The organism is Streptomyces sp. NPDC051133 (assembly GCF_040682635.1).
Classification (GTDB): domain Bacteria; phylum Actinomycetota; class Actinomycetes; order Streptomycetales; family Streptomycetaceae; genus Streptomyces.
Genome location: NZ_JBFBBK010000007.1, coordinates 110060 through 134595, shown reverse-complemented (window position 1 = coordinate 134595; position 24536 = coordinate 110060). Strand labels below are relative to the sequence as shown.

Below are 24536 nucleotides of genomic sequence, written 5' to 3'. Positions count from 1 at the left end.
CCCTGGATGGTCGATCCATCCCCCCGGGCAGGAGTGAAATGGCCGTCAACCTGGTCAATGTCGAGAACGTCAGCAAGGTGTACGGCACCCGTGCCCTGCTCGACGGCGTCTCGCTCGGTGTGTCGGAAGGGGACCGGATCGGCGTCGTCGGGCGCAACGGCGACGGCAAGACCACCCTCATCCGGATGCTCGCCAAGCTGGAGGAGGCCGACACCGGGCGCGTCACGCACTCCGGCGGGCTGCGCCTCGGCGTGCTGACGCAGCACGACTCCCTCGACCCCGCCGCCACCGTCCGGCACGAGGTCATCGGCGACATGGCCGACCACGAGTGGGCGGGCAACGCCAAGGTCAGGGACGTACTGACCGGGCTCTTCGGCGGCCTGGACCTGCCGGGCTTCCCCAAGGGGCTCGACACCGTCATCGGGCCGCTCTCCGGTGGCGAGCGGCGCCGTATCGCGCTCGCCAAGCTGCTCATCGAGGAACAGGACCTGCTCGTCCTGGACGAGCCCACCAACCACCTCGACGTCGAGGGCATCGCCTGGCTCGCCGCCCACCTGCGCGACCGCCGCTCGGCGCTGGTCTGCGTGACCCACGACCGGTGGTTCCTGGACCAGGTCTGCACCCGCATGTGGGACGTGCAGCGCGGTGACGTCTACGAGTACGAGGGCGGCTACTCGGACTACGTCTTCGCGCGTGCCGAGCGCGAGCGGATCGCCGCCACCGAGGAGGCCAAGCGGCAGAACCTGATCCGCAAGGAGCTGGCCTGGCTGCGGCGCGGGGCGCCCGCGCGGACGTCCAAGCCCCGATTCAGGGTCGAGGCCGCCAACGAGCTGATCGCCGACGTGCCGCCGCCCCGGGACAGCTCCGAGCTGATGAAGTTCGCCTCCTCACGGCTGGGCAAGACCGTCTTCGACCTGGAGGACGTCACCGTGCAGGCCGGCCCCAAGGTGTTGCTCAAGCACGTGACCTGGCAGCTGGGCCCCGGCGACCGGATCGGTCTCGTCGGCGTCAACGGCGCCGGGAAGACCTCCCTGCTGCGCGCCATGGCGGCGGCGGCCCGCACCGGGGGCGAGGAGCAGCCGGCCGCCGGCCGGGTCGCCGTCGGCAGGACCGTCAAGCTCGCCTACCTCTCCCAGGAGGTCGCGGAGCTGAACCCGAACACGCGGGTCCTGGAAGCCGTCCAGCAGGTCCGCGAGCGCGTCGACCTCGGCAAGGGGCGCGAGATGACCGCCGGGCAGCTGTGCGAGACGTTCGGCTTCGGCAAGGAGAAGCAGTGGACGCCGGTGGGGGACCTCTCCGGCGGTGAGCGCCGCCGCCTGCAGCTCCTGCGCCTCCTCATGGACGAGCCCAACGTCCTCTTCCTCGACGAGCCCACCAACGACCTCGACATCGAGACCCTCACCCAGCTCGAGGACGTCCTCGACGGCTGGCCCGGCTCGATGATCGTCATCTCCCACGACCGGTTCTTCGTCGAGCGCACCACGGACCGCGTGTTCGCCCTCCTCGGCGACGGCGCCCTGCGGATGCTGCCGCGCGGCATCGACGAGTACCTGGAGCGGCGCCGGCGCATGGAGGAGACGGTCGCCACGCAGGCCGCCGCCGCGGCCCCCAGGCCGGCCACGACGGAGAAGAGCGCCGCCGGCCAGCGCGCCGCCAAGAAGGAACTGCAGAAGATCGAGCGCCAGTTGGACAAGGTCTCCGAGAAGGAGTCCAAGCTGCACGCTCAGATCGCCGACAACGCCACCGACTTCGCGAAGGTGGCCGAACTGGACGCGCAGCTGCGGGAGCTGGCCGGTGAGCGCGAGGAACTGGAAATGCGCTGGCTGGAATTGGCGGAGGACGCCTGACCTGTCCGGCATCTCGCGCCGGGGGGGGCGCGTGCGCCGCGTGAAGGGGGCGTGAAGGCGCATAACGACGGCATCACGGGCCGGTTCTCCCTTGGGAACAGGGGAGGGCACGGCCCCGTGTGCTGTCTGCGCCGGGTGATAGAAAGAGCCGTCTGACTACTTCTGAATACGACCTTGGGTCCATCACGAACCTCAGGGCGTGGCTAAAAATCAGTGAACGAGGGGGAAGAACGCTGATGACTCAGCCGCCCAACCAGCCGCCGCACGGCGGTTTCGGAGCGCCACAGGACCAGCCGCCACAGGGCGGCGGATTCGGCGCACCCCCTCCTCCGGCGCAGCCGCCGGCCGCCCCGCCCCAGCCGCCCGCGGCCCCGCCGCAGCAGCCCCAGCCCGGCTACGGCTACCCGCAGCAGCCCGGCCCCTACGGCGCCCCGCCCGTGCCCGGCGCGCCGGGCCCGTACGGCGCCCCGGGGCCCTACGGCTACCCGCAGCAGCCCCAGCAGCCCCAGCATCCCGGCCCGTACGGGGCGGCGCCCCAGCCCGGTTTCGGTGGCGGGTACCCGCAGCAGCCGTACCCGGGCATGCCCGGCACCCCGCCGGGCGCCCCCGCGCCGGGGTCCAGGACGAAGCCGGCTCTGCTCATCGGTGCCGCGGTGGCCGCGCTGCTCGTCATCGGCGGCACCGTGTACGCGGTGGCCGGCGGCGGGGACGACGACGGCAAGAAGAAGGCGGTCGCCCAGCAGAGCGACGACCCGAAGCCCTCCGCCTCGGCGTCCGCCACCCCGAGCCCGTCGAGCGGCGGCGGTGACGACCCGGAGAACTTCAACGAGGGCCGCAAGCCCGGCGAGGCGAAGGTCCTCTGGTACAAGTCGGCGCCGGACGCACCGGGTTCGGGTGCCGACGCGCCCGGTCTGTGGGTCACCGGCTCCACGGTGGTGAAGGCGGCGTACAAGCAGGTCTTCGCCTTCGGCGCCGGCGACGGCAAGGCCGCCTGGGGGCCGATCGCCTTCCCGCAGAAGATCTGCGCGGTCACCCCGCAGAAGTCGGCCGACGGCAAGGTCGTCGTGGCGTACGAGAGCGGCCCCGGTGACAGCGCCAAGTGCAACCAGCTGCAGCAGATCGACCTGACCACCGGCAAGAAGGGCTGGAGCGGCGAGGTCGCCGACGGCGAGCTGTTCGACAGCGCGCTGAACGTCGAGCTGACCGTGAGCGGGAAGACGCTGATGGTGGCCCGTTCGCAGTCGGGCACGGCGTACGACATCGACAGCGGCAAGAAGCTGTACGACAAGAAGAAGTACGGCTCCGCCTGCTTCCCGGACGCGTACGCGGGCGGCACCGGCCGGCTGATCCAGGTGGCCTCCTGCGGCGCCGGCACGAGCACCGAGCACGACGAGATCCAGGAACTCGACCCGGCCACCGGTAAGGCGAGGTGGACCCAGAAGGTCAAGAAGGGCTGGAAGGTGTCGCGGACGTACTCCGTCGACCCGCTCGTCGTCTACCTGACCAACCAGGACAAGAAGGCCTGGAACATCTCGGCCTTCGCCAAGGACGGGAAGTTCCGTTCGCAGGTCACGGTCGACGAGAAGTTCGCGCCGCGCTGCGGCTGGGCGATCCTCGAACGCGACCTGCAGGGCTGCCAGGGCGTCGCCGTCGACGGCGACACGCTCTACCTGCCCACGGACTCCACGAGCAGCGCCAACGAGATCGTCGCCATCGGCCTGGCCGACGGCAAGGCGAAGTGGCGCGCCAAGTCCCCCGCGGACGAGCCGATGTCGCCGGTCAAGGTGGAGGGCGGCAAGCTCATCGCGTATGTGCAGCCGTCGTACGACACGGGCGGCCAGGTCGTCTCGATCCCGGTCGGCGGCTCCTCCCACAAGGCGGCCAAGCTGCTGCAGAACCCGTCCGGCACCGCCGAGATCGAGGACACCTTCTACGACAGCGTCCTCGACTGGTCCGGCGGGCGGTTCTTCATCTCCTCCGGCCGGCTGAACGGAAACGACGACGCGAAGGAGAAGCTGATCATGGCCTTCGGCAACTGAGCCCGGCTTCCCGCCCTTTCCGTAGAGTCCGAGTCCGCTGAGCCGTCCGGCCGTCCGAGCTTCACCGAGGTACCCGCGTCATGACCCAGCCGCCCCCTCCGCCACCCCACCAGCCCCCGCAGCAGGGCGGCGGCTTCGGCCCGCCGAACACCCCGCCGCCCCCGCCGCAGACCCCGCCCGCGCCGGCCCCGCAGGACCAGCCGCCCGCGGCTCCGCCTGCCCCGCAGGACCAGCAGCCGGCGGCCGCCCCGATCCCGCTGGACAAGCCGCCCGCGGCCCCCGCGGCCCCTGCGGCTCCCGCGGCCCCGGCGGGTCCGCCCGTGCAGCCGCCGCAGCCGCCGCAGCCCGCGTACGGCTACCCGCAGGCCGGCGCTCCGGCCCCGCAGCCGCCCCAGCCCGGATACGGCTACCCCGGCGCGCAGCAGAACCCGTACGCCCAGCAGCCCCCGGCCTACGGGCAGCCGCAGGGCCCGTACGGCCAGCCGCAGGGCCCGTACGGCCGGCCCACCCAGCCGATGCAGCCCGGACAGCCCGGGCAGCCGGGCTACGGCTATCCCGGCTACGGCTATCCGGGGCAGCAGCCGACGATGCCGATGCAGCCGCAGTCGGGGACGGGCGGCGGCCGGAACAACACCGTGCTCTTCATCGTCGTCGCGGCGGTCGTCGTGATCGCGCTGATCGTCGGCGGCGGCCTCTGGTACGCCAAGTCCTCCGGTGACGACGGCAAGCGGCACCACACCGCCTCCTCCGGCGGGGGCACGGGCGGCGACAAGGGCGGCTCCGGGGGCACGTCCACCGGCGGCAAGGAGAAGGCGCCGGCCGACCCCGCCTCCCAGGTGCTCTTCCAGGTCCCGATGCCCAAGGCCGACGACACGACCGACACCTCCGGCTCGTGGCTGACCGACAAGGTGTACGCCAAGAGCGGCGTCGCCGAGATCGTCGGCTACGACCCGGTCAAGGGCGGCAAGCTGTGGACGGTCAAGCTGCCCGGCCCGGTCTGCGCGGCCAGCACCCAGGTCAGCTCCGACAACCGTACGGCGGTCCTCTTCCAGCCGAAGATGCCCGCGAAGAACTCCTCCGCGGGCTGCAGCCAGGTCGCCGCGATCGACCTCGACACGGGCACCAAGCTGTGGACGAAGACGGTCAAGTCCGGTGACTACACGGCCAGTCTGGACAACGTGACGGTCGCCCAGCACACCGTCGCGGTCGGCAGCACCGACGGCGGCGCCGCGTTCGACATCGACTCCGGCAAGACGCTGTGGCAGCCGAAGCCGGACGACACCTGCTACGACGCCGGGTACGGCGGCGGCGCCAAGCTGGTCGCGGTGCGCAAGTGCGGCGGCTACGACAACAAGCAGCTGCACATCCAGAACATCGACCCGAAGTCCGGGAAGGTGATCTCCGAGTACAAGATGGACTCGGGCATCGAGTACGCCTCCATCGTCTCCACCGACCCGCTGGTGGTGGCCGCCGACGTCGGCGACAGCGCCGGCGACGGCAGCGGTGTCTCGGACTACTTCTCCATCGACGGCAAGACCGGCAAGCTGATCACCCGCATCTCCGCGCCCGCCGACACCTACGGCGGCCGCTGCGACGGCATCGACACCGTCGACGGCTGCAAGGAGATCGTCGCGGGCGACGGCAAGCTGTACGTGCCGACCGAGGAGCACGACGGGTCCGGCCAGTACAGCAGGACCAACGAGATCCTCGCCTTCGACCTGACCACCGGGAAGCAGACCGGGCAGCGCGCCGAGGCCGGCGACGGCTACACGATCTCCCCACTGCGCATGGACGGCGGCAGCCTGATCGCCTACAAGCGCCCGCCGTACGACAAGGGCGGCCAGATCGTCAGCATCGACGGCGGCTCCTTCAAGGAGACCAAGCTGCTGGAGAACCCGGCCAACTCGACCGTGCGGGACGTGGAGACCAGCATGTCGCCGGACTACTCGGAGATCCTCTTCGGGCACGGCCGGCTGTACATGTCGGAAGTCTTCGCCCACAAGGCGGACTCCACGAACGAGAAGGAGGTCCTGGCGATGGCGTTCGGCCCCAAGGGCTGACCGTTCGCCGACGCCTGATGCCGTCTCGCCCGAATGGGTGACTTGCCGAGAAGTGCCCCGGATTTCATCGATCCGGGGCACTTCTCATCAAGAGGGGCAGCGCGACGTCGAACAAGCGTGTAGCTTCCGGGGGCATGAAGGGGCCGGGTGCCGGGGGGCGCTCTGTCCCAGCGGACCGGTGGACGTCCATAGTGGGGCATCCACGGGGGGGACTGGGGGGTTGCTCGATGGGAGTGCGGCTCATGGTCGTCGACGACCATCGCCTGCTCGCGGAGGCGTTGGCGTCGGCGTTGAAGCTGCGCGGGCACCGGGTGCTCGCCGCGGCGGCGCCGGCCGCGGGCGCGGCGGACCTGGTGATCGCGCGGGCGCCGGAGGTGTGCCTGCTGGGTACGGCGGCACCGGCCGAGCCGGGGGTGTTCGACCCGGTGGTGAAGATCAAGCGGGAGCGGCCGCAGGTGGCGGTGCTGGTGCTGGGGCCGGTGCCCTCGCCGCGGGGCATCGCGGCGGCGTTCGCCGCGGGCGCGTCCGGGTACGTGCGGCACGACGAGCGGATCGAGGGGGTCGAGCGGGCCATCATGAAGGCCCGCGCGGGGGAGGCGGCGGTGGCTCCGCAGCTGCTCCAGGGGGCGTTCGGCGAGCTGCTCAATCCGGCGGCGCAGCCCGACGACGAGGCGCAGCGGCTGCTGGAGATGCTGACGCCGCGGGAGGTGGAGGTGCTGGTGCGGGTGGCCGACGGCGAGGACACACGGCTGATCGCGGCGGGCATGGGCATCGCACCGAGCACGGCCCGCACCCATGTCCAACGGGTCCTGATGAAACTGGGCGTGGGCTCCCGCCTGGAGGCGGCGGCCCTGGCGGCCCGGACCGGCTTGCTGGACCGGGCGGGGCCGTTGACCTCCGGTTCCGACTAGACGCCCTGGGGGCGCGGGGCTGTGTCGATCTGCGGCTCCGCCGCGCGGGCGCGATCGGCCACGACGTACCCGTAGCCGGGGACGGTCCACAGCCCTACGGCGGGACCGTCCCCTGACCGACGGTCACTCCTCCGGCGAACCCTCCGGAGGAAGCGGCCGAGGCGCCGCAGGCCTCAGCTTCAGCCAGGCCAGGAAGAAGATGCCCAGCAGGAGCATGCCGATCCCGGTCCAGAGGTTGATGTTGACTCCCTGCGCCTTGTCGATCGCGGACTGGGAGTCGGTGATGCCGGTGATCGTGACGATGATGCCGTAGACCACGAACAGGCCGCCGATGATGCGGCGCAGGTCGAAGATGCGGGCCGCGGTCGCCGACTTGCTCTCCAGGTCGGTGACCTCGCGCTGGACGTCCTCCTCCGAGTAGTGGAACTGCTCGTGCGGGCGGTCGGAGTGTTCGTTCATGATTTCCTCGATCCTCCCGCGTCAGAACGAGAACGGGATGTAGCAGGCGGCGGCGAGCACGACCGCGCCCCAGCCCAGCAGGGCCGGCTTGCGGTACCAGGCCTCGTCGCCGGGCGCGGGCGGTTCGGACATGCCGGGGGAGCGGGTGCCGTAGACGAGGCCCTGGAGCTCCCGGGCCGGCTTCGGCTCGGTGAACAGGGAGACCGCGACCATCACGACCGCGCCGGCGACGAACCCGGCGATCGCGGAGACGAAGTTGGCGCCCTGGTCGGAGGGGATGGAGATGATCCCCTTCTTGTAGAAGACGAAGTAGTTGATCATGGCGGCCGTGGTGCCGGCGAGCAGGCCCCAGAAGCCGGACTTGGCGGACGCGCGCTTCCAGAACATGCCGACGATGAACACGACGAACATCGGCACGTTGAAGAAGGAGAACAGCGTCTGCAGGTAGCTCATGATGTTCGAGAACGAGGACGCCAGGAACGCCGTGCCGATGGAGGCGAGGACGCCGACCACGGTGATCAGCCGGCCGAAGCGCACGTAGTACGCGTCCTCGCGGCCCCGCACCACGTACTTCGCCCAGATGTCGGTGGTGAACACCGTGTTGAAGGACGACACGTTGGCCGCCATGCCCGCCATGAAGGCCGCCAGCAGACCGGTGACGGCGATGCCGAGCACGCCGTTGGGCAGCAGCTCCTGCATCAGGTACGGGATGGCGTCGTTGTACTGGTAGCCGGAGGCCGGGGTGCCGAACTTCGGGACGATCGCGGCGGCGACCAGGCCCGGGATCATCACCAGGAAGACGATGAAGATCTTGGGGTAGGCGGCGATCAGCGGGGTCCGCTGCCCTGCGGAGAGGTTCTTGGCGGACAGGGCGCGCTGCACCTCGGCGAAGTTGGTGGTCCAGTAGCCGAAGGAGAGCACGAAGCCGAGGCCGAGGACGATGGTCAGCCAGTTGGCGCCGAGCGGGTTGGCGTGGCCGATGCCGGTGCCGCCCCAGGCCGTGGTGAAGTCGGCGCCGTGCGTCGCGGTGAGCTTGTGGGTGAGCCCGTTCCAGCCGCCGACCTTCTTCAGGCCGAGCACGGTGATCGGGATGAGCGCGGCCAGGATCACGAAGAACTGCAGCACCTCGTTGTAGATCGCCGAGGACAGGCCGCCCAGGGTGATGTACGCGAGCACGAAGGCGCCGGCGACGACGATGGCCACCCACTGCGGCCAGCCGAGCAGGGCCTCGACGACGATCGCGAGGGCGTAGAGGTTGACACCGGCGATCAGGATGGCGGCGAAGGCGAACAGGATCGAACTGAGCAGGTGAGCGGCCCGGTCGAAGCGCAGCAGCAGGAACTCGGGGACCGAGCGGACCTTGCTGCCGTAGTAGAAGGGCATCATCACCAGGCCCAGGAAGACCATGGCGGGGATGGCGCCGATCCAGTACCAGTGGACGGTGTAGGCGCCGTACTGGGCGCTGTTCGCGGCCATGCCCAGGATCTCGGTGGCCGCCAGGTTCGCCGAGATGAAGGCGAGGCCGGTGATCCAGGCGGGCAGCGAGCGTCCGGAGAGGAAGAAGTCCAGGCTGGTCTTCACCGAGCGGCGGGCCGCGAAGCCGATGCCGAGGACGACGAGGAAGTAGATGCCGAGGATCGTGTAGTCGAGCCCGTTGGTCGGGAGCCGTAGGCCCGCCGCCAGATACGTATGGGCGTCTGTGGGGGTTTGCATGGAGAACTCGCTTCGTCGCGCGAACTGATCAGTGCGGAACCTACGCCGCCGCGTTCAGTATTTGAACACTTCTGTTGATGTTCTTTGTTTGATTGTGATGATCCTCGGGGTGGTCGAGTGTGGTCTGTTATGTTTGATTGTGTTGAGTGATTGGGTGCGGGACGTGAGGAGTCCGGCGTGAAGAAGACCTCGACCCGGCTGGCCGACGGTCGTGAGCTGATCTACTACGACCTGCGCGACGACCGGGTGCGGGACGCCGTCGACCGCCGCCCGCTGGAGCGGACCCACACGACGTCCGAGATCCGCCGCGACCCGCTGCTCGGCGACTCCATCGCCGTCGCCTCGCACCGCCAGGGCCGTACGTACCATCCGCCGGCCGACGAGTGCCCGCTGTGCCCGACGCGGGGCGAACGGCTGAGCGAGATCCCGGACTCTTCCTACGACGTCGTCGTCTTCGAGAACCGGTTCCCCTCCCTCGCCGGCGACTCCGGGCGCTGCGAGGTCGTCTGCTTCACCTCCGACCACGACGCCTCCTTCGCCGACCTCACGGGGGAACAGGCGCGGCTGGTGCTGGACGCCTGGACCGACCGGACGTCCGAGCTGTCGCACCTGCCCTGCGTCGAGCAGGTCTTCTGTTTCGAGAACCGGGGTCCCGAGATCGGCGTGACCCTGGGCCACCCGCACGGACAGATCTACGCCTACCCGTTCACCACCCCGCGCACCGCGCTGATGCTCCGCTCGCTGGCCGCCCACAAGGACGCGACCGGCGGGGAGAACCTCTTCGACGCCGTCCTGGAGCGGGAACTGGCCGGGGACCGGCTCGTCCTGGAGGGTGAACACTGGGCGGCCTTCGTGCCGTACGCGGCGCACTGGCCGTACGAGGTCCACCTGTACCCGAAGCGCCGCGTTCCGGACCTGCTCGCCCTGGACGAGGCCGCGCGCACAGAGTTCCCCCAGGTCTATCTGGAACTCTTGAGGCGCTTCGACCGGATCTTCGGCACCGATGAGCCGCCGACGCCGTACATCGCGGCCTGGCACCAGGCTCCGTTCGGCGCCCTGGCGGAGTTCGACGGTGTCGTGCGCGACGACTTCGCGCTCCACCTCGAGCTTTTCACCATCCGCCGCACTTCCGGCAAGCTGAAGTTTCTCGCGGGTTCCGAGTCCGGCATGAACGTGTTCATCAACGACGTGCCGCCGGAACGCGCGGCCGAGCGACTGCGAGAGGTAGCGAGTTCATGAAGTACCTGGTGACGGGTGGCGCGGGTTACGTCGGCAGTGTCGTGGCGCAGCATCTGCTGGAGGCCGGCCACGAGGTCACCGTCCTCGACAACCTCTCCACCGGCTTCCGCGAGGGCGTCCCGGCCGGTGCCGCGTTCGTCGAGGGCGACATCCGCGAGGCGGGCGAGTGGCTCGACGCCTCCTACGACGGCGTGCTGCACTTCGCCGCGTCCTCGCAGGTCGGCGAGTCGGTGGTGAAGCCGGAGAAGTACTGGGACAACAACGTCGGCGGCTCCATGGCCCTGCTCTCCGCGATGCGCGAGGCGGGTGTGCGCAAGCTGGTCTTCTCCTCCACGGCGGCCACCTACGGCGAGCCGGAGCAGGTCCCGATCGTCGAGACCGCCCCGACCAGGCCGACCAACCCCTACGGCGCCACCAAGCTGGCCGTCGACCACATGATCACCAGCGAGGCGGCCGCCCACGGCCTGGCCGCGGTGTCGCTGCGCTACTTCAACGTGGCCGGCGCGTACGGCGCCCAGGGCGAGCGCCACGACCCGGAGTCGCACCTGATCCCGCTGGTCCTCCAGGTCGCCCAGGGCCGCCGCGACGCGATCTCGGTCTACGGCGACGACTACCCGACCCCGGACGGCACCTGCGTCCGCGACTACATCCACGTCGCGGACCTGGCCGAGGCCCATCTGCTGGCCCTGCGGGCCGCCGCGCCCGGCGAGCACCTGATCTGCAACCTCGGCAACGGCAGCGGCTTCTCGGTCCGCGAGGTCATCGAGACCGTCCGCAAGGTCACCGGCCACCCGATCCCCGAGGTGGTCGCCCCGCGCCGGGGCGGCGACCCCGCGGTCCTGGTCGCCTCCGCGGCCGCCGCCCGCGAGAAGCTGGGCTGGAACCCGTCCCGCGCGGATCTCGCGGGGATCGTCGCGGACGCGTGGGAGTTCGCGCAGAACGTCACGAGGGAGCACTAGTGGGGGCACAGCGGGTCCGGGAGCGCTTCGCCGAGCTGTACGGGACGGAGCCGGAGGGCGTGTGGGCGGCGCCGGGCAGGGTCAACCTGATCGGTGAGCACACCGACTACAACGACGGCTTCGTGATGCCCTTCGCCCTGCCGCACCGGGCGACGGCGGCCGTCTCCCGCCGCACCGACGGCGTCCTGCGCCTGCACTCGGCGGACGTCGGGGGCGGCGTCGCGGAACTCTCGCTCGACGCCCTGGCACCGCAGAGCGACGACGCCTGGACGGCGTACCCGGCGGGCGTGGTCTGGGCGCTGCGCGAGGCGGGCCACGAGGTCACCGGCGCGGACATCCATCTGGCCTCGACCGTCCCGACCGGCGCGGGCCTGTCCTCCTCCGCCGCCCTGGAGGTCGTGATCGCCCTGGCGCTGAACGACCTGTACGGCCTCGGCCTGCAGCGCTGGCAGCTGGCCCGCCTGTGCCAGCGCGCCGAGAACGTCTACGTCGGCGCGCCGACCGGCATCATGGACCAGACGGCGTCGGCCTGCTGCCAGGCCGGGAACGCCCTGTTCCTGGACACCCGGGACCTGTCCCAGCAGCAGATCCCCTTCGACCTGGCGGCCGAGGGCCTGCGCCTGCTGGTGGTCGACACCCAGGTCAAGCACGCCCACAGCGGCGGCGAGTACGGCAAGCGCCGCGCGGGCTGTGAGCGGGGCGCGGCCCTGCTGGGCGTGGACGCCCTGCGTGACATCGCGTACGCCGACCTGGACGCGGCCCTGGCCCGTCTCGGCGACGACGAGGAGGCGGTCCGCCTGGTCCGCCACGTCGTGACGGAGGACCGGCGGGTCGAGCGGGTGGTGGAACTCCTGCGCGCGGGCGGGACCCGGGCGATCGGCCCCGTCCTCACCGAGGGCCACGCCTCGCTGCGCGACGACTTCCGCATCTCCTGCCCCGAGCTGGACCTGGTCGTGGACACGGCCCTGTCCGCCGGGGCCCTGGGCGCCCGCATGACCGGCGGCGGCTTCGGCGGCTCGGCGATCGTCCTGACGGAGGCCACCGACGTGGACACTCTCACCAAGACCCTCGAAGAGGCCTTCGCCACCGCGGACTTCACGACCCCCCGCGTCTTCGAGGCGGTGCCCGCGGCGGGGGCGCGGCGGGTGGTCTGAGTTTCCGCTAGCGTCGTCAGCCCCGCACACCTGTGCGGGGCTGACGCTCTTTCACGGGAGGCACCGCCGATGACGGACGACGAGATCCGGTCCCGGTTCGACGGGCGGGGGCAGGTCGAGATCCGGGGGTCGGCGGCCGTGCAGGGTCGGGCCGAGGCGATCGGTCATGCGCTCGGGTATCGGCTGGTCTCCGTCGAGCGCCTCCGTGGCCCAGGTCGCGTGTTCGGGTTGCCCGCCCCCGTCAGCCTGCGGTTGTTCTTCCGGCGGGACGACGACCCCCGGGCCCGGCGCCGGGCCGAGCGGACCGTCGAGCGGCTGCGGGCGGGCGGTCCCGTGCTCGCGGCCGACGAACCGCCGCCCCCGCCCCCGCCGGCCCCGGCTCCGCCGCTGACGCCGCGGCCGCCGGCCCCCCGGCCCCGGCGTTCGATGGAGCCGCAGCCGCCTCCGCCCGCGCCGTCGGGACCGCCCGGGCCCCGGATCCCGTCCCGGCCGCCCTGCCCGCCCCCGCCTGCGCCCCCGCCTTCCGCGGGGGAGTGAGCCCCCGTCAGTCCAGCCGCTTGGTCAGCGTGAACTCCGTGATGCCCGGCGGGTAGTCCGGGACCACCCCCACCACCTGGTACCCCTGCTTCTTGTAGAAGCCGGGTGCCTGGAAGTCCCAGGTCTCCAGGCGGGACGCCGTACAGCCGCGGGTGGTGCGGGCCAGGGCCTCCGCCTCCGCCAGCAGCCGCGAGCCCAGGCCCGCGCCGCGGTGGACGGCGTCGACCCACAGGTAGGTGACGTGCAGCCAGGCGGTCCAGGTGTGGCCGACCAGGCCGCCCGCCAGGCCGCCCGAGGAGTCCAGGGCCCACACGTGCAGGGGCATGTCGCGTTCGCCGGGGGTGCCGCGCAGGGCCGCCAGCACCGGGGACGCCGCCGTGTTGGTGTCCCGCAGCCGTGAGTGGAGCAGATCACGTCGAGCTTTGTCGACTTCCGCCTCGATACGAAACATGCGGCACACCATAAACGCGCCGGACGGTCAGTTCTGCAAATCTCCTTCCGCTCCGTGCTCCCATCCGTACTCTGAGGAACAGCACCGGTGGGGGCCGGTGCTGATCAGGGGGCGAGACAAGCGGGTACGGCACCCGCGGTGGGGGTAGCAGTGTCCGCGACGGCGGCGGCCGTGCGGCGGGTGTTCCTTGCCGCAGGTGCCGTGTCCGCACAGGGTCGCCGTTCTCCGGAGGACCAGGCCCGGTCCGGGAGGGGTTTCGTGGTTCGCATCCGAGTCCTGGTCGTCGACGACCACCGCATCTTCGCCGAGTCGCTCGCCGCGGCACTGGCCGCCGAGCCCGACGTCGACGTCTTCGCCGCCGGCAGCGGCCCGGCCGCACTGCGCTGCCTGGAACGGGCGGCCGGTGAGGGCCGCCGCTATGACGTCCTCCTCGTCGACGCCGACCTGGGCGGCCGGCTGCCCGGCGCCCGCCCGGCCGTCCCGGTGCAGGACGGCAACGAGGACGGGCTGGTCGACGGCATCTCGCTCGTCGCCGGGGTCAGAGCCGCCCAGCCCGCCGTACGGATCGTGGTCCTCGCCGAGAAGGACGACCCCCGGCGGGCGGCGCTCGCGCTGCAGGCCGGTGCCTCGGGATGGGTCGCCAAGGACTGCTCGCTGTCACGGCTGCTCACGGTGATCCGCGGGGTGCTGCGCGACGAGACGCATCTGCCGCCCGCCCTGCTCACCGGGGTCCTCAAGGAGCTGACCGCCGCCCGCCGGCACCGGACCGAGAGCGAGCGGCTGGTGGAGTCCCTCACGCCGCGCGAGCGGGAGGTGCTGCGCTGCATGGTCGCCGGGCTCGGCCGCAAGGCGGTCGCCGAGCGGCTGTTCCTCTCCCCGCACACCGTGCGCACCCACATGCAGAACGTCCTCGGCAAGCTGGGCGTCCACTCCACGCTGGCCGCCGTCGCGCTGGCCCGGCGGGCCGGGGTGGGGCCGGCCGACCTAACCGGGGATGTTGTCGAACGGGGCGGTCAGCTGGCGTAGCAGCCCGGCCAGCTCCGCCCGCTGGGCGCGGGACAGCTCGGCGAGGATCGCCCGCTCCTGCTCCAGCAGCCCCGCGAGGGCCTGGTCCGCGCGGTCCCGGCCGGTGTCGGTCAGCCGGACCAGCACGCCCCGCCGGTCGCTCGGGTCGGGCAACCGCTCGACCAGGCCCTTCTTCGCGAGCCGGTCGATCCGGTTGGTCATCGTGCCCGAGGTGACCAGGGTCTGCGTCAGCAGCTGCCCGGGGGAGAGCTGGTACGGCGTGCCCGCGCGCCTGAGCGCGGTCAGCACGTCGAACTCCCACGGTTCGAGCTGGTGCTCGGCGAAGGCCAGCCGGCGGGCGCGATCCAGGTGCCGGGCGAGTCGGCTCACCCGGCTGAGCACTTCCAGCGGTTCCACGTCGAGGTCCGGACGCTCCCGGCGCCACGCTGCGACCAGCCGATCGACCTCGTCCTCCATGGAGATCAGTGTAGTGGTTGTGTCGACGTGAAGTCTCTTGATGTCGAGTCTCTTGACATCGAGAGATATTTCCCGGGACAGTGCTGTCATGACGACGCCCACCTGGGACCCCGCCCAGTACCTCCGCCACGCCGGCCACCGCGCCCGCCCCTTCGCCGACCTCATCGCGCGGGTGCCCGCCCTCCCCGGCGACCGGCCCCGCATCGCCGACCTCGGCTGCGGCCCCGGCAACGTCACCGTGCTGCTCACCGCACGCTGGCCCGCGGCCCACGTCACCGGCTACGACAACTCGCCCGAGATGCTCGACAAGGCCCACGTCGACCAGGAGGGGCCGACGGCCGGCGCGGGCCGCCTCGACTTCGCCCACGCCGACGCCCGTACCTGGACGCCCGAGGAGCCGTACGACCTGATCGTCTCCAACGCCACCCTCCAGTGGGTGCCGGGCCACGCCGACCGCTTCGCCGACTGGATCGCGGGCCTGAGGCCCGGCGGCACCTTCGCCTTCCAGGTCCCCGACAACATCGACGCCCCGCTGCACGCCCTGATGCGCGACCTCGCCGGCACCCCCCGCTGGAAGTCCCGCCTCGCCGACGTCCTGCGCCACACCGACTCCGTGCACACCCCCGGCGCCTACCTGGACCGGCTCGCCCGCCTCGGCTGCGCCACCGACGTGTGGCAGACGACGTACTTCCACGTCCTTCACGGCGAGGACCCGGTCCTGGACTGGGTGAAGGGCACCGGACTGCGGCCCGCCCTGACCGCCCTCGCCGACGACCCCGAGGCACGGGACGCCTTCGTCACCGAGTACCGGGACCTGCTGCGCCAGGCCTACCCGAGCGCCCCCTACGGCACCGTCCTGCCGTTCCGCCGGCTGTTCGCCGTCGCCGTGAAGGAAGGCTGAGGATGCTGGTGGCCGTCGATCACGTGCAGCTGGCCGCACCGCCCGGGGCGGAGGACGCGCTGCGCTCGTACTACGCCGGCGTCCTCGGCATGACCGAGATCCCCAAGCCGCCCGCCCTGGCGGCGCGCGGGGGCTGCTGGTTCGAGGCCGGCTCCGTCCAGCTCCACGTCGGCGTGGAGGAAGGCTTCCGGCCCGCGAGAAAGGCCCACCCAGGGCTGCGGGTGGCGGGCATCGAGGCCTTCGCCGCCCGGCTGCAGGCCCTCGGCGCCCCGGTGACCTGGGACGACAACCTCCCCGGCCACCTGCGCTTCTACTCCGAGGACCCCGTCGGCAACCGCCTGGAGTTCCTGGAGCGGGTCAGGCCGTCCGGCCGAGGTGAGTGACGAGGATGTGGATCACCTCGTCGTCGATGGTGTGCAGGACGCGGGTAGTCGCTCGCCCACGCACGGACGCCGGGTGTCGACGGGCGGGGTCTTCCTTGAGGCATCGGCCGGCCTGGTAGGGGGCGCTGGGTTCCCGGATGAAACGGCAGATCACGGGCGCAGCCCGAGGGTGCGCCTGACCTCTTCGTGAGGGATGCCGGGCTCGAGCGTGCCCGCGGCCTTGCGCCACTGATACTCCGCGACCGCCAGCGCGTCTTCGAGATCCTCCATCACCTGCGGCGAGACGAGGAGCGCGACCACATGCCCGCGATCGGTGAGGGCGATGGTCTCCCGGCCGTGTGCCGCACGTCGGACCAGGTCATCGAGCTGGGAACGGGCTGCGCTGAGGGCGATACGAGTCATGCCGCCATGATTCCGAACGGTGCCTTTGAGTGACCACCGGTGTCACCTCTTCCGGTGAGCCTCAGCTCTTGCGGTGCCCTATCAGCCGCGGCTTCTGCTCCAGCCCGTCCAGGCCGTGCCACGCCAGGTTCACCAGATGCGCCGCCACCTCCGCCTTCTTCGGGCGGCGCACGTCCAGCCACCACTGCCCGGTCAGCGCGACCATGCCGACCAGCGCCTGCGCGTACAGCGGGGCCAGCTTCGGGTCGAACCCACGGGACTTGAACTCGCGGCCCAGGATGTCCTCCACCTGGGTGGCGATGTCCGAGATCAGGGAGGCGAAGGAGCCCGTGGACTGCGGGATGGGGGAGTCCCGGACCAGGATCCGGAAGCCGTCCGTGTACTCCTCGATGTAGTCGAGCAGCGCGAACGCCGCCTGCTCGCACAGCTCGCGCGGGTGACCGGCCGTCAGCGAGCCCGTCACCATGTCCAGCAGCCGCCGCATCTCGCGGTCGACCACCACCGCGTACAGCCCCTCCTTGCCGCCGAAGTGCTCGTACACCACCGGCTTGGACACCCCGGCCTTCGCCGCGATCTCCTCCACCGACGTGCCCTCGAAACCCTTCGCCGCGAAGAGGGTGCGACCGATCTCCAGCAGCTGCTGGCGGCGCTCGGCGCCGGTCATCCGTGTCCGGCGGGTCCGCCGTTGCTTGTCATTGCCCGAGGTGCTGCTGGAGTCGGTCGCCACGGCGTCAATCATGCCGCCTTCGCCGTCTCCTTCCGGCGCCGGGAGCCGCCTTCCTCGGTGTTGCGGCGCGAATCGATACGCGAGCGTGACGGCCAGCGCACGTCGTACGCCCACCCGCACAGCTCGAAGATGCGGATGAACCGCGCCGAGGAGTCGAGCTGGCCGCGCATCACCCCGTGCCGCGCCGACGTCGGGTCGGCGTGGTGCAGGTTGTGCCAGGACTCACCGCACGACAGCACCGCCAGCCACCACACGTTGCCCGAACGGTCCCGCGACTTGAACGGCCGCTTGCCCACCGCGTGACAGATCGAGTTGATCGACCAGGTGACGTGGTGCAGCAGGGCCACCCGCACGAGTGAACCCCAGAAGAACCCGGTGAACGCGCCCCACCAGGACATCGTCACCAGACCGCCGATGACCGCGGGCAGCGCCAGCGACAGCGCTGTCCACAGCACGAACTGGCGGGAGACCGCACGGATCGCCGGATCCTTGATCAGGTCCGGCGCGTACTTCTCCTGCGGGGTCTGCTCCTCGTCGAACATCCAGCCGATGTGCGCCCACCACAGACCCTTGATCAGTGCCGGGACCGTCTCACCGAACCGCCACGGCGAGTGCGGGTCGCCCTCGGCGTCGGAGAACTTGTGATGCCTGCGGTGATCGGCCACCCAGCGCACCAGGGGGCCCTCGACGGCCATCGACCCCATGACCGCCAGCGCGATCCTGAGAGGCCGCTTGGCCTTGAACGAACCGTGGGTGAAGTACCGGTGGAAGCCGATCGTGATGCCGTGGCAGCCGAGGTAGTAGAAGAACACCAGCAGGCCCAGATCGAGCCAGCTCACCCCCCAGCCCCAGGCCAGCGGCACCGCCGCCACCAGCGCCAGGAACGGCACGATGATGAAGAGCAGCAGCGTGATCTGCTCGATCGAACGCTTCTGTTCCCCGCCCAGCGTCGCGGACGGAATCGGTGCGCCGGTGGCCTTACGGGGGTCGTCGATCACATCGGAACTTGAGGTCATGCGCGTCCCCTGGGGGGTCGAGGGTCGAGGCAGATGCCGGGCCGCCGGGACCGGACGGGACTCGACGGTACTTCCCTACGGTTCCGTAACCTACGGCGTCGTAAGTATGGCAGCGTGTCGTGCGGCGGCACGAGCCCCAGAGCCTGCGCGTCCCGCATGGACACCTATCCTTGGTCTCGGTCGGACAGCGCGGTCCGCTGAAGTTTCCTTCCCGGACGCTCCGGCCCGTATGCGGCACCCGCCGCCGCGTGGCGGACGGACGGGTTCCCTCCCAGACGAGCTTCAACACTGCAAGGAGCCGCACCTGTGAGCAGTGCCGACGACCAGACCACCACGGCCAGCACCGAGCTGCGCGCCGACATCCGCCGCCTGGGTGATCTCCTCGGCGAGACCCTCGTCCGGCAAGAGGGTCCCGAGCTCCTCGACCTGGTCGAGAAGGTCCGCCGCCTCACCCGCGAGGACGGTGAGGCCGCCGCCGAACTGCTGCGCGGCACCGAACTGGAGACCGCGGCCAAGCTGGTCCGCGCCTTCTCCACCTACTTCCACCTGGCCAACGTCACCGAACAGGTGCACCGCGGCCGCGAGCTGCGCGCCCGGCGCGCCGCCGAGGGCGGCCTCCTCGCCCGGACCGCCGACCGCCTCAAGGACGCCGACCCCGAGCACCTCAGGCAGACCGTCCAGAACCTCAACGTCCGCCCGGTCTTCACGGCACATCCCACCGAAGCCGCGCGCCGGTCGGTCCTGAACAAGCTCCGGCGCATCGCCGCGCTCCTGGAGGAGCCCGTCCTCGACTCCGACCGCCGCCGCCACGACGTCCGCCTCGCCGAGAACATCGACCTCGTCTGGCAGACCGACGAGCTGCGCGTCGTACGCCCCGAACCCGCCGACGAGGCCCGCAACGCCATCTACTACCTCGACGAACTCCACGCGGGCGCGGTGGGCGACGTCCTGGAGGACCTCACCGCCGAACTCGAACGCGTCGGCGTCAAGCTCCCCGACGACACCCGCCCGGTCACCTTCGGCACCTGGATCGGCGGCGACCGCGACGGCAACCCCAACGTCACCCCCCAGGTCACCTGGGACGTCCTCATCCTCCAGCACGAACACGGCATCAACGACGCCCTGGAGATGATCGACGAACTGCGCGGACTGCTCTCCAACTCCATCCGCTACACCGGCGCCACCGAGGAACTCCTCGAATCCCTCAAGGCCGACCTCGACCGTCTGCCCGAGATCAGCCCCCGCTACAAGCGCCTCAACGCCGAGGAGCCCTACCGCCTCAAGGCCACCTGCATCCGGCAGAAGCTGGAGAACACCAAGCAGCGCCTCGCCCAGAACATCCCGCACCAGGAAGGCCGCGACTACCTCGGCACCAGCGAGCTGCTCGGCGACCTGCGGATCATCCAGACCTCCCTCAGGGAGCACCGCGGCGGCCTCTTCGCCGACGGCCGCCTCGGCCGCACCATCCGCACCCTGGCCGCCTTCGGCCTCCAGCTCGCCACCATGGACGTCCGCGAACACGCCGACGCCCACCACCACGCCCTCGGCCAGCTCTTCGACCGCCTCGGCGAGGAGTCCTGGCGCTACGCCGACATGCCCCGCGAGTACCGCGCCCGGCTCCTCGCAAAGGAACTCAGGTCCCGCAGGCCGCTCGCCCCCACCCCGGCCCCCGTCGACGCCGCCGGCGCCAAGACCCTCGGCGTCTTCGAGACCGTCAAGAAGGCCCTGCAGGTCTTCGGCCCCGAAGTCATCGAGTCCTACATCATCTCCATGTGCCAGGGCGCCGACGACGTCTTCGCCGCCGCCGTCCTCGCCCGCGAGGCAGGCCTCCTCGACCTGCACGCCGGCTGGGCCAAGATCGGCATCGTCCCCCTCCTGGAGACCACGGACGAACTCAAGGCCGCCGACACCATCCTGGAGGACATGCTCTCCGACCCGTCCTACCGGCGCCTGGTCGCGCTGCGCGGCGACGTCCAGGAGGTCATGCTCGGCTACTCCGACTCCTCCAAGTTCGGCGGCATCACCACCAGCCAGTGGGAGATCCACCGCGCCCAGCGCCGGCTGCGCGACGTCGCCCACCGCTACGGCGTCCGCCTGCGCCTCTTCCACGGCCGCGGCGGCACCGTCGGCCGCGGCGGCGGCCCCTCCCACGACGCCATCCTCGCCCAGCCCTGGGGCACCCTCGAAGGCGAGATCAAGGTCACCGAGCAGGGCGAGGTCATCTCCGACAAGTACCTCATCCCCTCCCTCGCCCGGGAGAACCTGGAACTGACCGTCGCGGCCACCCTGCAGGCCTCCGCCCTGCACACCGCGCCCCGCCAGTCCGACGAGGCCCTCGCCCGCTGGGACGCCGCCATGGACGTCGTCTCCGACGCCGCCCACGCCGCCTACCGCCGGCTCGTCGAGGACCCCGACCTGCCGACGTACTTCCTCGCCTCCACGCCCGTCGACCAGCTCGCCGAGCTGCACCTCGGCTCGCGGCCCTCCCGCCGCCCCGGCTCGGGCGTCTCCCTCGACGGCCTGCGCGCCATCCCGTGGGTGTTCGGCTGGACCCAGTCCCGGCAGATCGTGCCCGGCTGGTTCGGCGTCGGCTCCGGCCTCAAGGCGCTGCGGGAAACCGGTCTGGACACCGTGCTCGGCGAGATGCACGAACAGTGGCACTTCTTCCGCAACTTCATCTCCAACGTCGAGATGACCCTCGCGAAGACCGACCTGCGCATCGCCCAGCACTACGTCGACACCCTCGTCCCCGACGACCTCAAGCACGTCTTCGACACCATCAAGGCCGAACACGAGCTGACCGTCCGCGAGGTGCTCCGCGTCACCGGCGGGCAGGAACTGCTGGACGCCCAGCCCGTCCTCAAGCAGACCTTCACCATCCGCGACGCCTACCTGGACCCGATCTCCTACCTCCAGGTCACCCTGCTCAAGCGCCAGCGCGACGAGGCCGCCGCCGGCGCGAACCCCGACCCGCTGCTCGCCCGCGCCCTGCTCCTCACCGTCAACGGCGTGGCGGCGGGCCTGCGCAACACCGGCTGACCCGCAGCCGGACAAGAGGGTGCCCCCGAGGCCGTACGACCCCGGGGGCACCCTCTTCTCATCCGCTCACCGCACGACTCGGCTCACCGCACGGCTCCGCTCACCGCACGACTCGGCTCACTGCACGGCCAGGAACGCCGACGTCAGCAGGGCCGCACCCGCCAGCCCCAGCACCCACGCCACCCGCGTCAGCCGCATGCCGCCGGCCACCACCACCGACGCCAGCAGCAACGCCCCGCCCAACGGCAGCCAGGCGTACAGTATTCCGGCCGGACCCGACCGCAGAGCGTCCCCGGTACCGGGCTTCAGGACGACGTCGTACGTCCGCCCCTTGCGCACCGCCACGGACTTCTCCAGCTCCACGCGCGCGTGCGCCCGCGCCCCCGCCGACACCGGCGAGAACGGCCCACTGCACCTGTCGCCCGCACAGGCCGTCACCCGCACCGTGCCCTGTTCGCGCCCCTTGGTCAGCATCACGTGCTGCGCGGTCCCCCAGGAACCCCACACCCCCGCGAAGAGGATCAGCGCGGCGAGGACACCCATCGCCGAGAGCCGCCCGAACCGCAACGCGGACACGGACGCCTGGCGGGCTGAGCTGGCTGTGGCAGGCATGGCCGGGATCATTGGCCAAACTCCCACGACCGGTCAACTCACCCGTCCGCGGTACCACTACATGTCAGGAGTTGTACGCGCTCTGCGCCCGCTCCAGCCCCTCCGTCACCAGACACTCCACCGAGTCCGCCGCACGGTCCACGAAGTAGTCCAGCTCCTTGCGCTCCGCCGACGCGAAGTCCTTCAGCACGAAGTCCGCCACCTGCATACGACCCGGAGGCCGGCCGATCCCGAACCGCACCCGGTGATAGTCCGCGCCCATGGCCTTCGTCATCGACTTCAGGCCGTTGTGCCCGTTGTCCCCGCCGCCCAGCTTCAGACGGAGCACCCCGTAGTCGATGTCCAGCTCGTCGTGCACCGCCACGACGTTCGCCACCGGCACCTTGTAGAAGTCCTTCAGCGCGTTCACCGGACCGCCGGACAGGTTCATGTACGACATCGGCTTCGCCAGCACCACCCGGCGGCCGGCCGGCCCCGCCGGACCGATCCGCCCCTCCAGCACCTGCGCCTGCGCCTTGCCCGCCCGCTTGAACTTCCCCCCGATCCGCTCCGCGAGCAGGTCCACCACCATGAACCCGACGTTGTGCCGGTTCATGGCGTACTCCGGCCCGGGATTCCCGAGCCCGACGATCAGCCAGGGATCAGTGCTGGCGGGGGTGCTCACGTCCATGTCTCCTTGATACGCGCCAGCCGCCGCTCCCCGCGAGGGAAGCGGCGGCTGAACAGATGATGACGGCGAGGATCAGGCCTCGGCGACCTCTTCGCCCTCGGCGGCCTCTTCACCCTCGGTCTCCTCGGCCTGCGCGGCCAGGACCTGCAGGACGACGGCGTCCTCCTCGACGGCCAGGGTCACGCCGCCCGGGAGCTTGATGTCCTTGGCGTGGATGGAGGCACCGGCCTCCAGGCCCTCGACGGAGACGGTGACGGCCTCGGGGATGTGCGTGGCCTCGGCCTCGACCGGCAGCGCGTTCAGGACGTGCTCGAGCAGGTTGCCACCCGGGGCCAGCTCGCCCTCGGTGTGGACCGGGATCTCGACCGTGACCTTCTCGCCACGCTTGACCAGCAGCAGGTCGACGTGCTCCAGGAAGCCCCTCAGCGGGTCACGCTGCACGGCCTTCGGGATCGCCAGCTCGTTGCTCTTGCCGTCGATGTCCAGGGAGATCAGGACGTTCGGCGTACGCAGCGCCAGCAGCAGCTCGTGACCCGGCAGGGTCAGGTGCACCGGGTCGGTGCCGTGGCCGTAGAGAACGACCGGAACCTTGCTCTCACGGCGGATGCGACGGGCCGCACCCTTGCCGAACTCGGTACGGGTCTCGGCGGCGAGCTTCACCTCGGACATATGGATCACTCCTCGTAGAACTGGGAACGGACGTGGTCACCCGGCCACGAACGGCCTGCTACGAAGAGCGCGTCGATAACGGACCGCCGTACACACGAGTACGGCCTCCCTCGCCGAGCAACTGCAGCAGTCTACTCGGAGGGGGAGGCCGTACCCAAAAGGATCTTCGGCTACCTCACGCGGAGGCGCGGAAAGGAGTGCGGAAAGGGGTGCAGCAAGGGGTGCAGAAACCTCACTGCTCGTCGAAGAGGCTCGTCACCGAACCGTCCTCGAACACCTCACGCACCGCACTCGCGATCGTCGGAGCGATCGACAGCACCTTGATCTTGTCCAGATCCGCCGCCAGCTCACCCGGCGTCGGCAGCGTGTTCGTGAACACGAACTCACTCACCCGCGAGTTCTTCAGCCGGTCCGCGGCAGGACCCGACAGCACACCGTGCGTCGCCGTCACGATGACATCCTCCGCACCGTGCGCGAACAGCGCGTCGGCGGCCGCACAGATCGTCCCGCCGGTGTCGATCATGTCGTCCACCAGCACGCACACGCGCCCCTTGACCTCACCCACGACCTCGTGGACGGTCACCTGGTTCGCCACGTCCTTGTCACGCCGCTTGTGCACGATCGCCAGCGGCGCACCGAGCCGGTCACACCACCGGTCCGCCACCCGCACCCGGCCCGCGTCCGGCGACACCACCGTCAGCTTGTTCCGGTCCACCTTCTCGCCCACGTAATCCGCGAGCAGCGGCAGCGCGAACAGGTGATCCACCGGACCGTCGAAGAAGCCCTGGATCTGGTCCGTGTGCAGATCCACGGTCAGGATCCGGTCCGCACCCGCCGTCTTCATCAGATCCGCGATCAGACGCGCCGAAATCGGTTCACGGCCCCGGTGCTTCTTGTCCTGCCGCGCGTAACCGTAGAACGGCACGATCACCGTGATGGAACGGGCCGACGCACGCTTCAGCGCGTCGATCATGATCAACTGCTCCATGATCCACTGGTTGATCGGAGCCGTGTGGCTCTGGATCACGAAGCAGTCCGCACCACGCGCCGACTCCTGGTAACGGACGTAGATCTCGCCGTTCGCGAAGTCGAAGGCCTTCGTCGGGACGACCCCGACACCCAGCTGCTGGGCGACCTCCTCGGCAAGCTCGGGGTGGGCGCGGCCGGAGAAGAACATCAACTTCTTCTCGCCGGTCGTCTTGATCCCGGTCACAGCACTGTCTCCTCAGAGGTTGTCTCAGCCAGCCGGCTGCTCGGCGACCTCTC

Annotated in this window: 22 protein-coding genes; 11 read left to right on the top strand and 11 right to left on the bottom strand. The window is 70.8% G+C overall.

Going from position 1 to position 24536, the window contains the following annotated elements:
• Positions 1-38: 38 nt before the first annotated feature.
• The 4 genes from AB0N17_RS10520 to AB0N17_RS10505 all read left to right on the top strand — a co-directional run bounded on the left by AB0N17_RS10520 (position 39) and on the right by AB0N17_RS10505 (position 6857).
• Positions 39-1847, top strand: coding sequence for an ABC-F family ATP-binding cassette domain-containing protein (locus AB0N17_RS10520; protein WP_366010790.1), 1809 nt, complete (start codon positions 39-41; stop codon positions 1845-1847).
• A 236-nt stretch (positions 1848-2083) separates the two neighbouring features.
• Positions 2084-3886, top strand: coding sequence for a PQQ-binding-like beta-propeller repeat protein (locus AB0N17_RS10515; protein WP_366010789.1), 1803 nt, complete (start codon positions 2084-2086; stop codon positions 3884-3886).
• Between the two features lie 80 nt (positions 3887-3966).
• The gene (locus AB0N17_RS10510) at positions 3967-5946 is read left to right on the top strand and encodes a PQQ-binding-like beta-propeller repeat protein (protein ID WP_366010788.1); all 1980 of its coding nucleotides are present in this window, start codon (positions 3967-3969) and stop codon (positions 5944-5946) included.
• A 227-nt stretch (positions 5947-6173) separates the two neighbouring features.
• Positions 6174-6857: a response regulator transcription factor gene (locus tag AB0N17_RS10505; protein WP_366010787.1), complete on the top strand. Its 684-nt coding sequence runs from the start codon at positions 6174-6176 to the stop codon at positions 6855-6857.
• Between the two features lie 123 nt (positions 6858-6980).
• Here the strand turns inward: AB0N17_RS10505 and AB0N17_RS10500 are convergent, their stop codons facing one another.
• Both AB0N17_RS10500 and AB0N17_RS10495 read right to left on the bottom strand, forming a co-directional pair.
• Positions 6981-7316 carry a hypothetical protein gene (locus AB0N17_RS10500; RefSeq protein WP_366010786.1) on the bottom strand — a complete coding sequence of 112 codons (336 nt, stop codon included), beginning with the start codon at positions 7314-7316 and terminating at the stop codon, positions 6981-6983.
• Positions 7317-7337: 21 nt separating this feature from the next.
• Positions 7338-9029: a sodium:solute symporter family protein gene (locus tag AB0N17_RS10495; protein WP_366010785.1), complete on the bottom strand. Its 1692-nt coding sequence runs from the start codon at positions 9027-9029 to the stop codon at positions 7338-7340.
• A 177-nt stretch (positions 9030-9206) separates the two neighbouring features.
• Here AB0N17_RS10495 and galT point away from each other — a divergent pair, with 177 nt between their 5' ends.
• Genes galT through galK form a run of 3 tightly spaced genes read left to right on the top strand, consistent with a single transcriptional unit; the run spans position 9207 to position 12381 of the window.
• Positions 9207-10268, top strand: a complete 1062-nt coding sequence (gene galT / locus AB0N17_RS10490) for a galactose-1-phosphate uridylyltransferase (protein ID WP_366010784.1) — start codon at positions 9207-9209, stop codon at positions 10266-10268.
• Positions 10265-11227, top strand: coding sequence for a UDP-glucose 4-epimerase GalE (galE, locus tag AB0N17_RS10485; RefSeq protein WP_366010783.1), 963 nt, complete (start codon positions 10265-10267; stop codon positions 11225-11227). Before galT ends, galE begins: the two co-directional genes overlap by 4 nt.
• A complete protein-coding gene (gene galK / locus AB0N17_RS10480; RefSeq protein ID WP_366010782.1) occupies positions 11227-12381 on the top strand; it encodes a galactokinase in 1155 nt (384 codons plus the stop codon). The genes galE and galK overlap by 1 nt, the downstream gene beginning before the upstream one ends.
• Positions 12382-12925: 544 nt before the next feature.
• On the opposite strand, the gene AB0N17_RS10475 is transcribed toward galK, so the two are convergent.
• Positions 12926-13381 carry an N-acetyltransferase gene (locus tag AB0N17_RS10475; RefSeq protein ID WP_366010781.1) on the bottom strand — a complete coding sequence of 152 codons (456 nt, stop codon included), beginning with the start codon at positions 13379-13381 and terminating at the stop codon, positions 12926-12928.
• A gap of 246 nt (positions 13382-13627) precedes the next feature.
• On the opposite strand from AB0N17_RS10475, the gene AB0N17_RS10470 reads away from it, so the two are divergent.
• Positions 13628-14395 (top strand): response regulator transcription factor, encoded by a 768-nt coding sequence (locus tag AB0N17_RS10470; RefSeq protein ID WP_366010780.1) that lies wholly within the window; start codon positions 13628-13630, stop codon positions 14393-14395.
• Here the strand turns inward: AB0N17_RS10470 and tamR are convergent.
• Positions 14354-14851 carry a MarR family transcriptional regulator TamR gene (tamR, locus tag AB0N17_RS10465; protein WP_069780386.1) on the bottom strand — a complete coding sequence of 166 codons (498 nt, stop codon included), beginning with the start codon at positions 14849-14851 and terminating at the stop codon, positions 14354-14356. The two genes, AB0N17_RS10470 and tamR, sit on opposite strands and share 42 nt — an antisense overlap.
• Positions 14852-14939: 88 nt before the next feature.
• Here tamR and AB0N17_RS10460 point away from each other — a divergent pair, with 88 nt between their 5' ends.
• Positions 14940-15752: a trans-aconitate 2-methyltransferase gene (locus AB0N17_RS10460; RefSeq protein ID WP_366010779.1), complete on the top strand. Its 813-nt coding sequence runs from the start codon at positions 14940-14942 to the stop codon at positions 15750-15752.
• A gap of 2 nt (positions 15753-15754) precedes the next feature.
• Positions 15755-16135 carry a glyoxalase gene (locus tag AB0N17_RS10455; protein ID WP_366010778.1) on the top strand — a complete coding sequence of 127 codons (381 nt, stop codon included), beginning with the start codon at positions 15755-15757 and terminating at the stop codon, positions 16133-16135.
• Between the two features lie 150 nt (positions 16136-16285).
• On the opposite strand, the gene AB0N17_RS10450 is transcribed toward AB0N17_RS10455, so the two are convergent.
• The 3 genes from AB0N17_RS10450 to AB0N17_RS10440 form a co-directional block, all read right to left on the bottom strand.
• Positions 16286-16537 (bottom strand): type II toxin-antitoxin system Phd/YefM family antitoxin, encoded by a 252-nt coding sequence (locus AB0N17_RS10450; RefSeq protein WP_366010777.1) that lies wholly within the window; start codon positions 16535-16537, stop codon positions 16286-16288.
• A gap of 61 nt (positions 16538-16598) precedes the next feature.
• Positions 16599-17276 (bottom strand): TetR/AcrR family transcriptional regulator, encoded by a 678-nt coding sequence (locus tag AB0N17_RS10445; protein WP_030751766.1) that lies wholly within the window; start codon positions 17274-17276, stop codon positions 16599-16601.
• A complete protein-coding gene (locus AB0N17_RS10440; protein WP_366010776.1) occupies positions 17273-18280 on the bottom strand; it encodes a fatty acid desaturase in 1008 nt (335 codons plus the stop codon). The genes AB0N17_RS10445 and AB0N17_RS10440 overlap by 4 nt, the downstream gene beginning before the upstream one ends.
• A 306-nt stretch (positions 18281-18586) precedes the next feature.
• Here AB0N17_RS10440 and ppc point away from each other — a divergent pair, with 306 nt between their 5' ends.
• Positions 18587-21319 (top strand): phosphoenolpyruvate carboxylase, encoded by a 2733-nt coding sequence (ppc, locus tag AB0N17_RS10435; RefSeq protein ID WP_366010775.1) that lies wholly within the window; start codon positions 18587-18589, stop codon positions 21317-21319.
• Positions 21320-21436: 117 nt separating this feature from the next.
• Here ppc and AB0N17_RS10430 read toward each other — a convergent pair whose 3' ends face one another.
• From AB0N17_RS10430 to AB0N17_RS10415, 4 genes are all read right to left on the bottom strand, one after another.
• Positions 21437-21943: a hypothetical protein gene (locus AB0N17_RS10430; protein WP_366010774.1), complete on the bottom strand. Its 507-nt coding sequence runs from the start codon at positions 21941-21943 to the stop codon at positions 21437-21439.
• Between the two features lie 52 nt (positions 21944-21995).
• Positions 21996-22601 (bottom strand): aminoacyl-tRNA hydrolase, encoded by a 606-nt coding sequence (pth, locus tag AB0N17_RS10425; protein WP_366010773.1) that lies wholly within the window; start codon positions 22599-22601, stop codon positions 21996-21998.
• 72 nt (positions 22602-22673) lie between these two features.
• Complete coding sequence (locus AB0N17_RS10420; protein ID WP_366010772.1) at positions 22674-23270, bottom strand: 50S ribosomal protein L25/general stress protein Ctc; 597 nt, start codon at positions 23268-23270, stop codon at positions 22674-22676.
• A gap of 232 nt (positions 23271-23502) precedes the next feature.
• The gene (locus AB0N17_RS10415) at positions 23503-24483 is read right to left on the bottom strand and encodes a ribose-phosphate diphosphokinase (RefSeq protein ID WP_366010771.1); all 981 of its coding nucleotides are present in this window, start codon (positions 24481-24483) and stop codon (positions 23503-23505) included.
• Positions 24484-24536: the final 53 nt, after the last annotated feature.

Excerpts from the sequence above, each read along its gene's own strand:
- AB0N17_RS10520 (WP_366010790.1), top strand. The coding sequence starts at position 39 with ATGGCCGTCAACCTGGTCAATGTCGAGAACGTCAGCAAGGTGTACGGC.
- AB0N17_RS10515 (WP_366010789.1), top strand. The coding sequence starts at position 2,084 with ATGACTCAGCCGCCCAACCAGCCGCCGCACGGCGGTTTCGGAGCGCCA.
- AB0N17_RS10510 (WP_366010788.1), top strand. The coding sequence starts at position 3,967 with ATGACCCAGCCGCCCCCTCCGCCACCCCACCAGCCCCCGCAGCAGGGC.
- AB0N17_RS10505 (WP_366010787.1), top strand. The coding sequence starts at position 6,174 with ATGGGAGTGCGGCTCATGGTCGTCGACGACCATCGCCTGCTCGCGGAG.
- AB0N17_RS10500 (WP_366010786.1), bottom strand. The coding sequence starts at position 7,316 with ATGAACGAACACTCCGACCGCCCGCACGAGCAGTTCCACTACTCGGAG.
- AB0N17_RS10495 (WP_366010785.1), bottom strand. The coding sequence starts at position 9,029 with ATGCAAACCCCCACAGACGCCCATACGTATCTGGCGGCGGGCCTACGG.
- galE (WP_366010783.1), top strand. The coding sequence starts at position 10,265 with ATGAAGTACCTGGTGACGGGTGGCGCGGGTTACGTCGGCAGTGTCGTG.
- AB0N17_RS10475 (WP_366010781.1), bottom strand. The coding sequence starts at position 13,381 with ATGGTGTGCCGCATGTTTCGTATCGAGGCGGAAGTCGACAAAGCTCGA.
- tamR (WP_069780386.1), bottom strand. The coding sequence starts at position 14,851 with ATGGAGGACGAGGTCGATCGGCTGGTCGCAGCGTGGCGCCGGGAGCGT.
- AB0N17_RS10460 (WP_366010779.1), top strand. The coding sequence starts at position 14,940 with ATGACGACGCCCACCTGGGACCCCGCCCAGTACCTCCGCCACGCCGGC.
- AB0N17_RS10455 (WP_366010778.1), top strand. The coding sequence starts at position 15,755 with ATGCTGGTGGCCGTCGATCACGTGCAGCTGGCCGCACCGCCCGGGGCG.
- AB0N17_RS10450 (WP_366010777.1), bottom strand. The coding sequence starts at position 16,537 with ATGACTCGTATCGCCCTCAGCGCAGCCCGTTCCCAGCTCGATGACCTG.
- AB0N17_RS10445 (WP_030751766.1), bottom strand. The coding sequence starts at position 17,276 with ATGATTGACGCCGTGGCGACCGACTCCAGCAGCACCTCGGGCAATGAC.
- AB0N17_RS10440 (WP_366010776.1), bottom strand. The coding sequence starts at position 18,280 with ATGACCTCAAGTTCCGATGTGATCGACGACCCCCGTAAGGCCACCGGC.
- AB0N17_RS10430 (WP_366010774.1), bottom strand. The coding sequence starts at position 21,943 with ATGATCCCGGCCATGCCTGCCACAGCCAGCTCAGCCCGCCAGGCGTCC.
- pth (WP_366010773.1), bottom strand. The coding sequence starts at position 22,601 with ATGGACGTGAGCACCCCCGCCAGCACTGATCCCTGGCTGATCGTCGGG.
- AB0N17_RS10420 (WP_366010772.1), bottom strand. The coding sequence starts at position 23,270 with ATGTCCGAGGTGAAGCTCGCCGCCGAGACCCGTACCGAGTTCGGCAAG.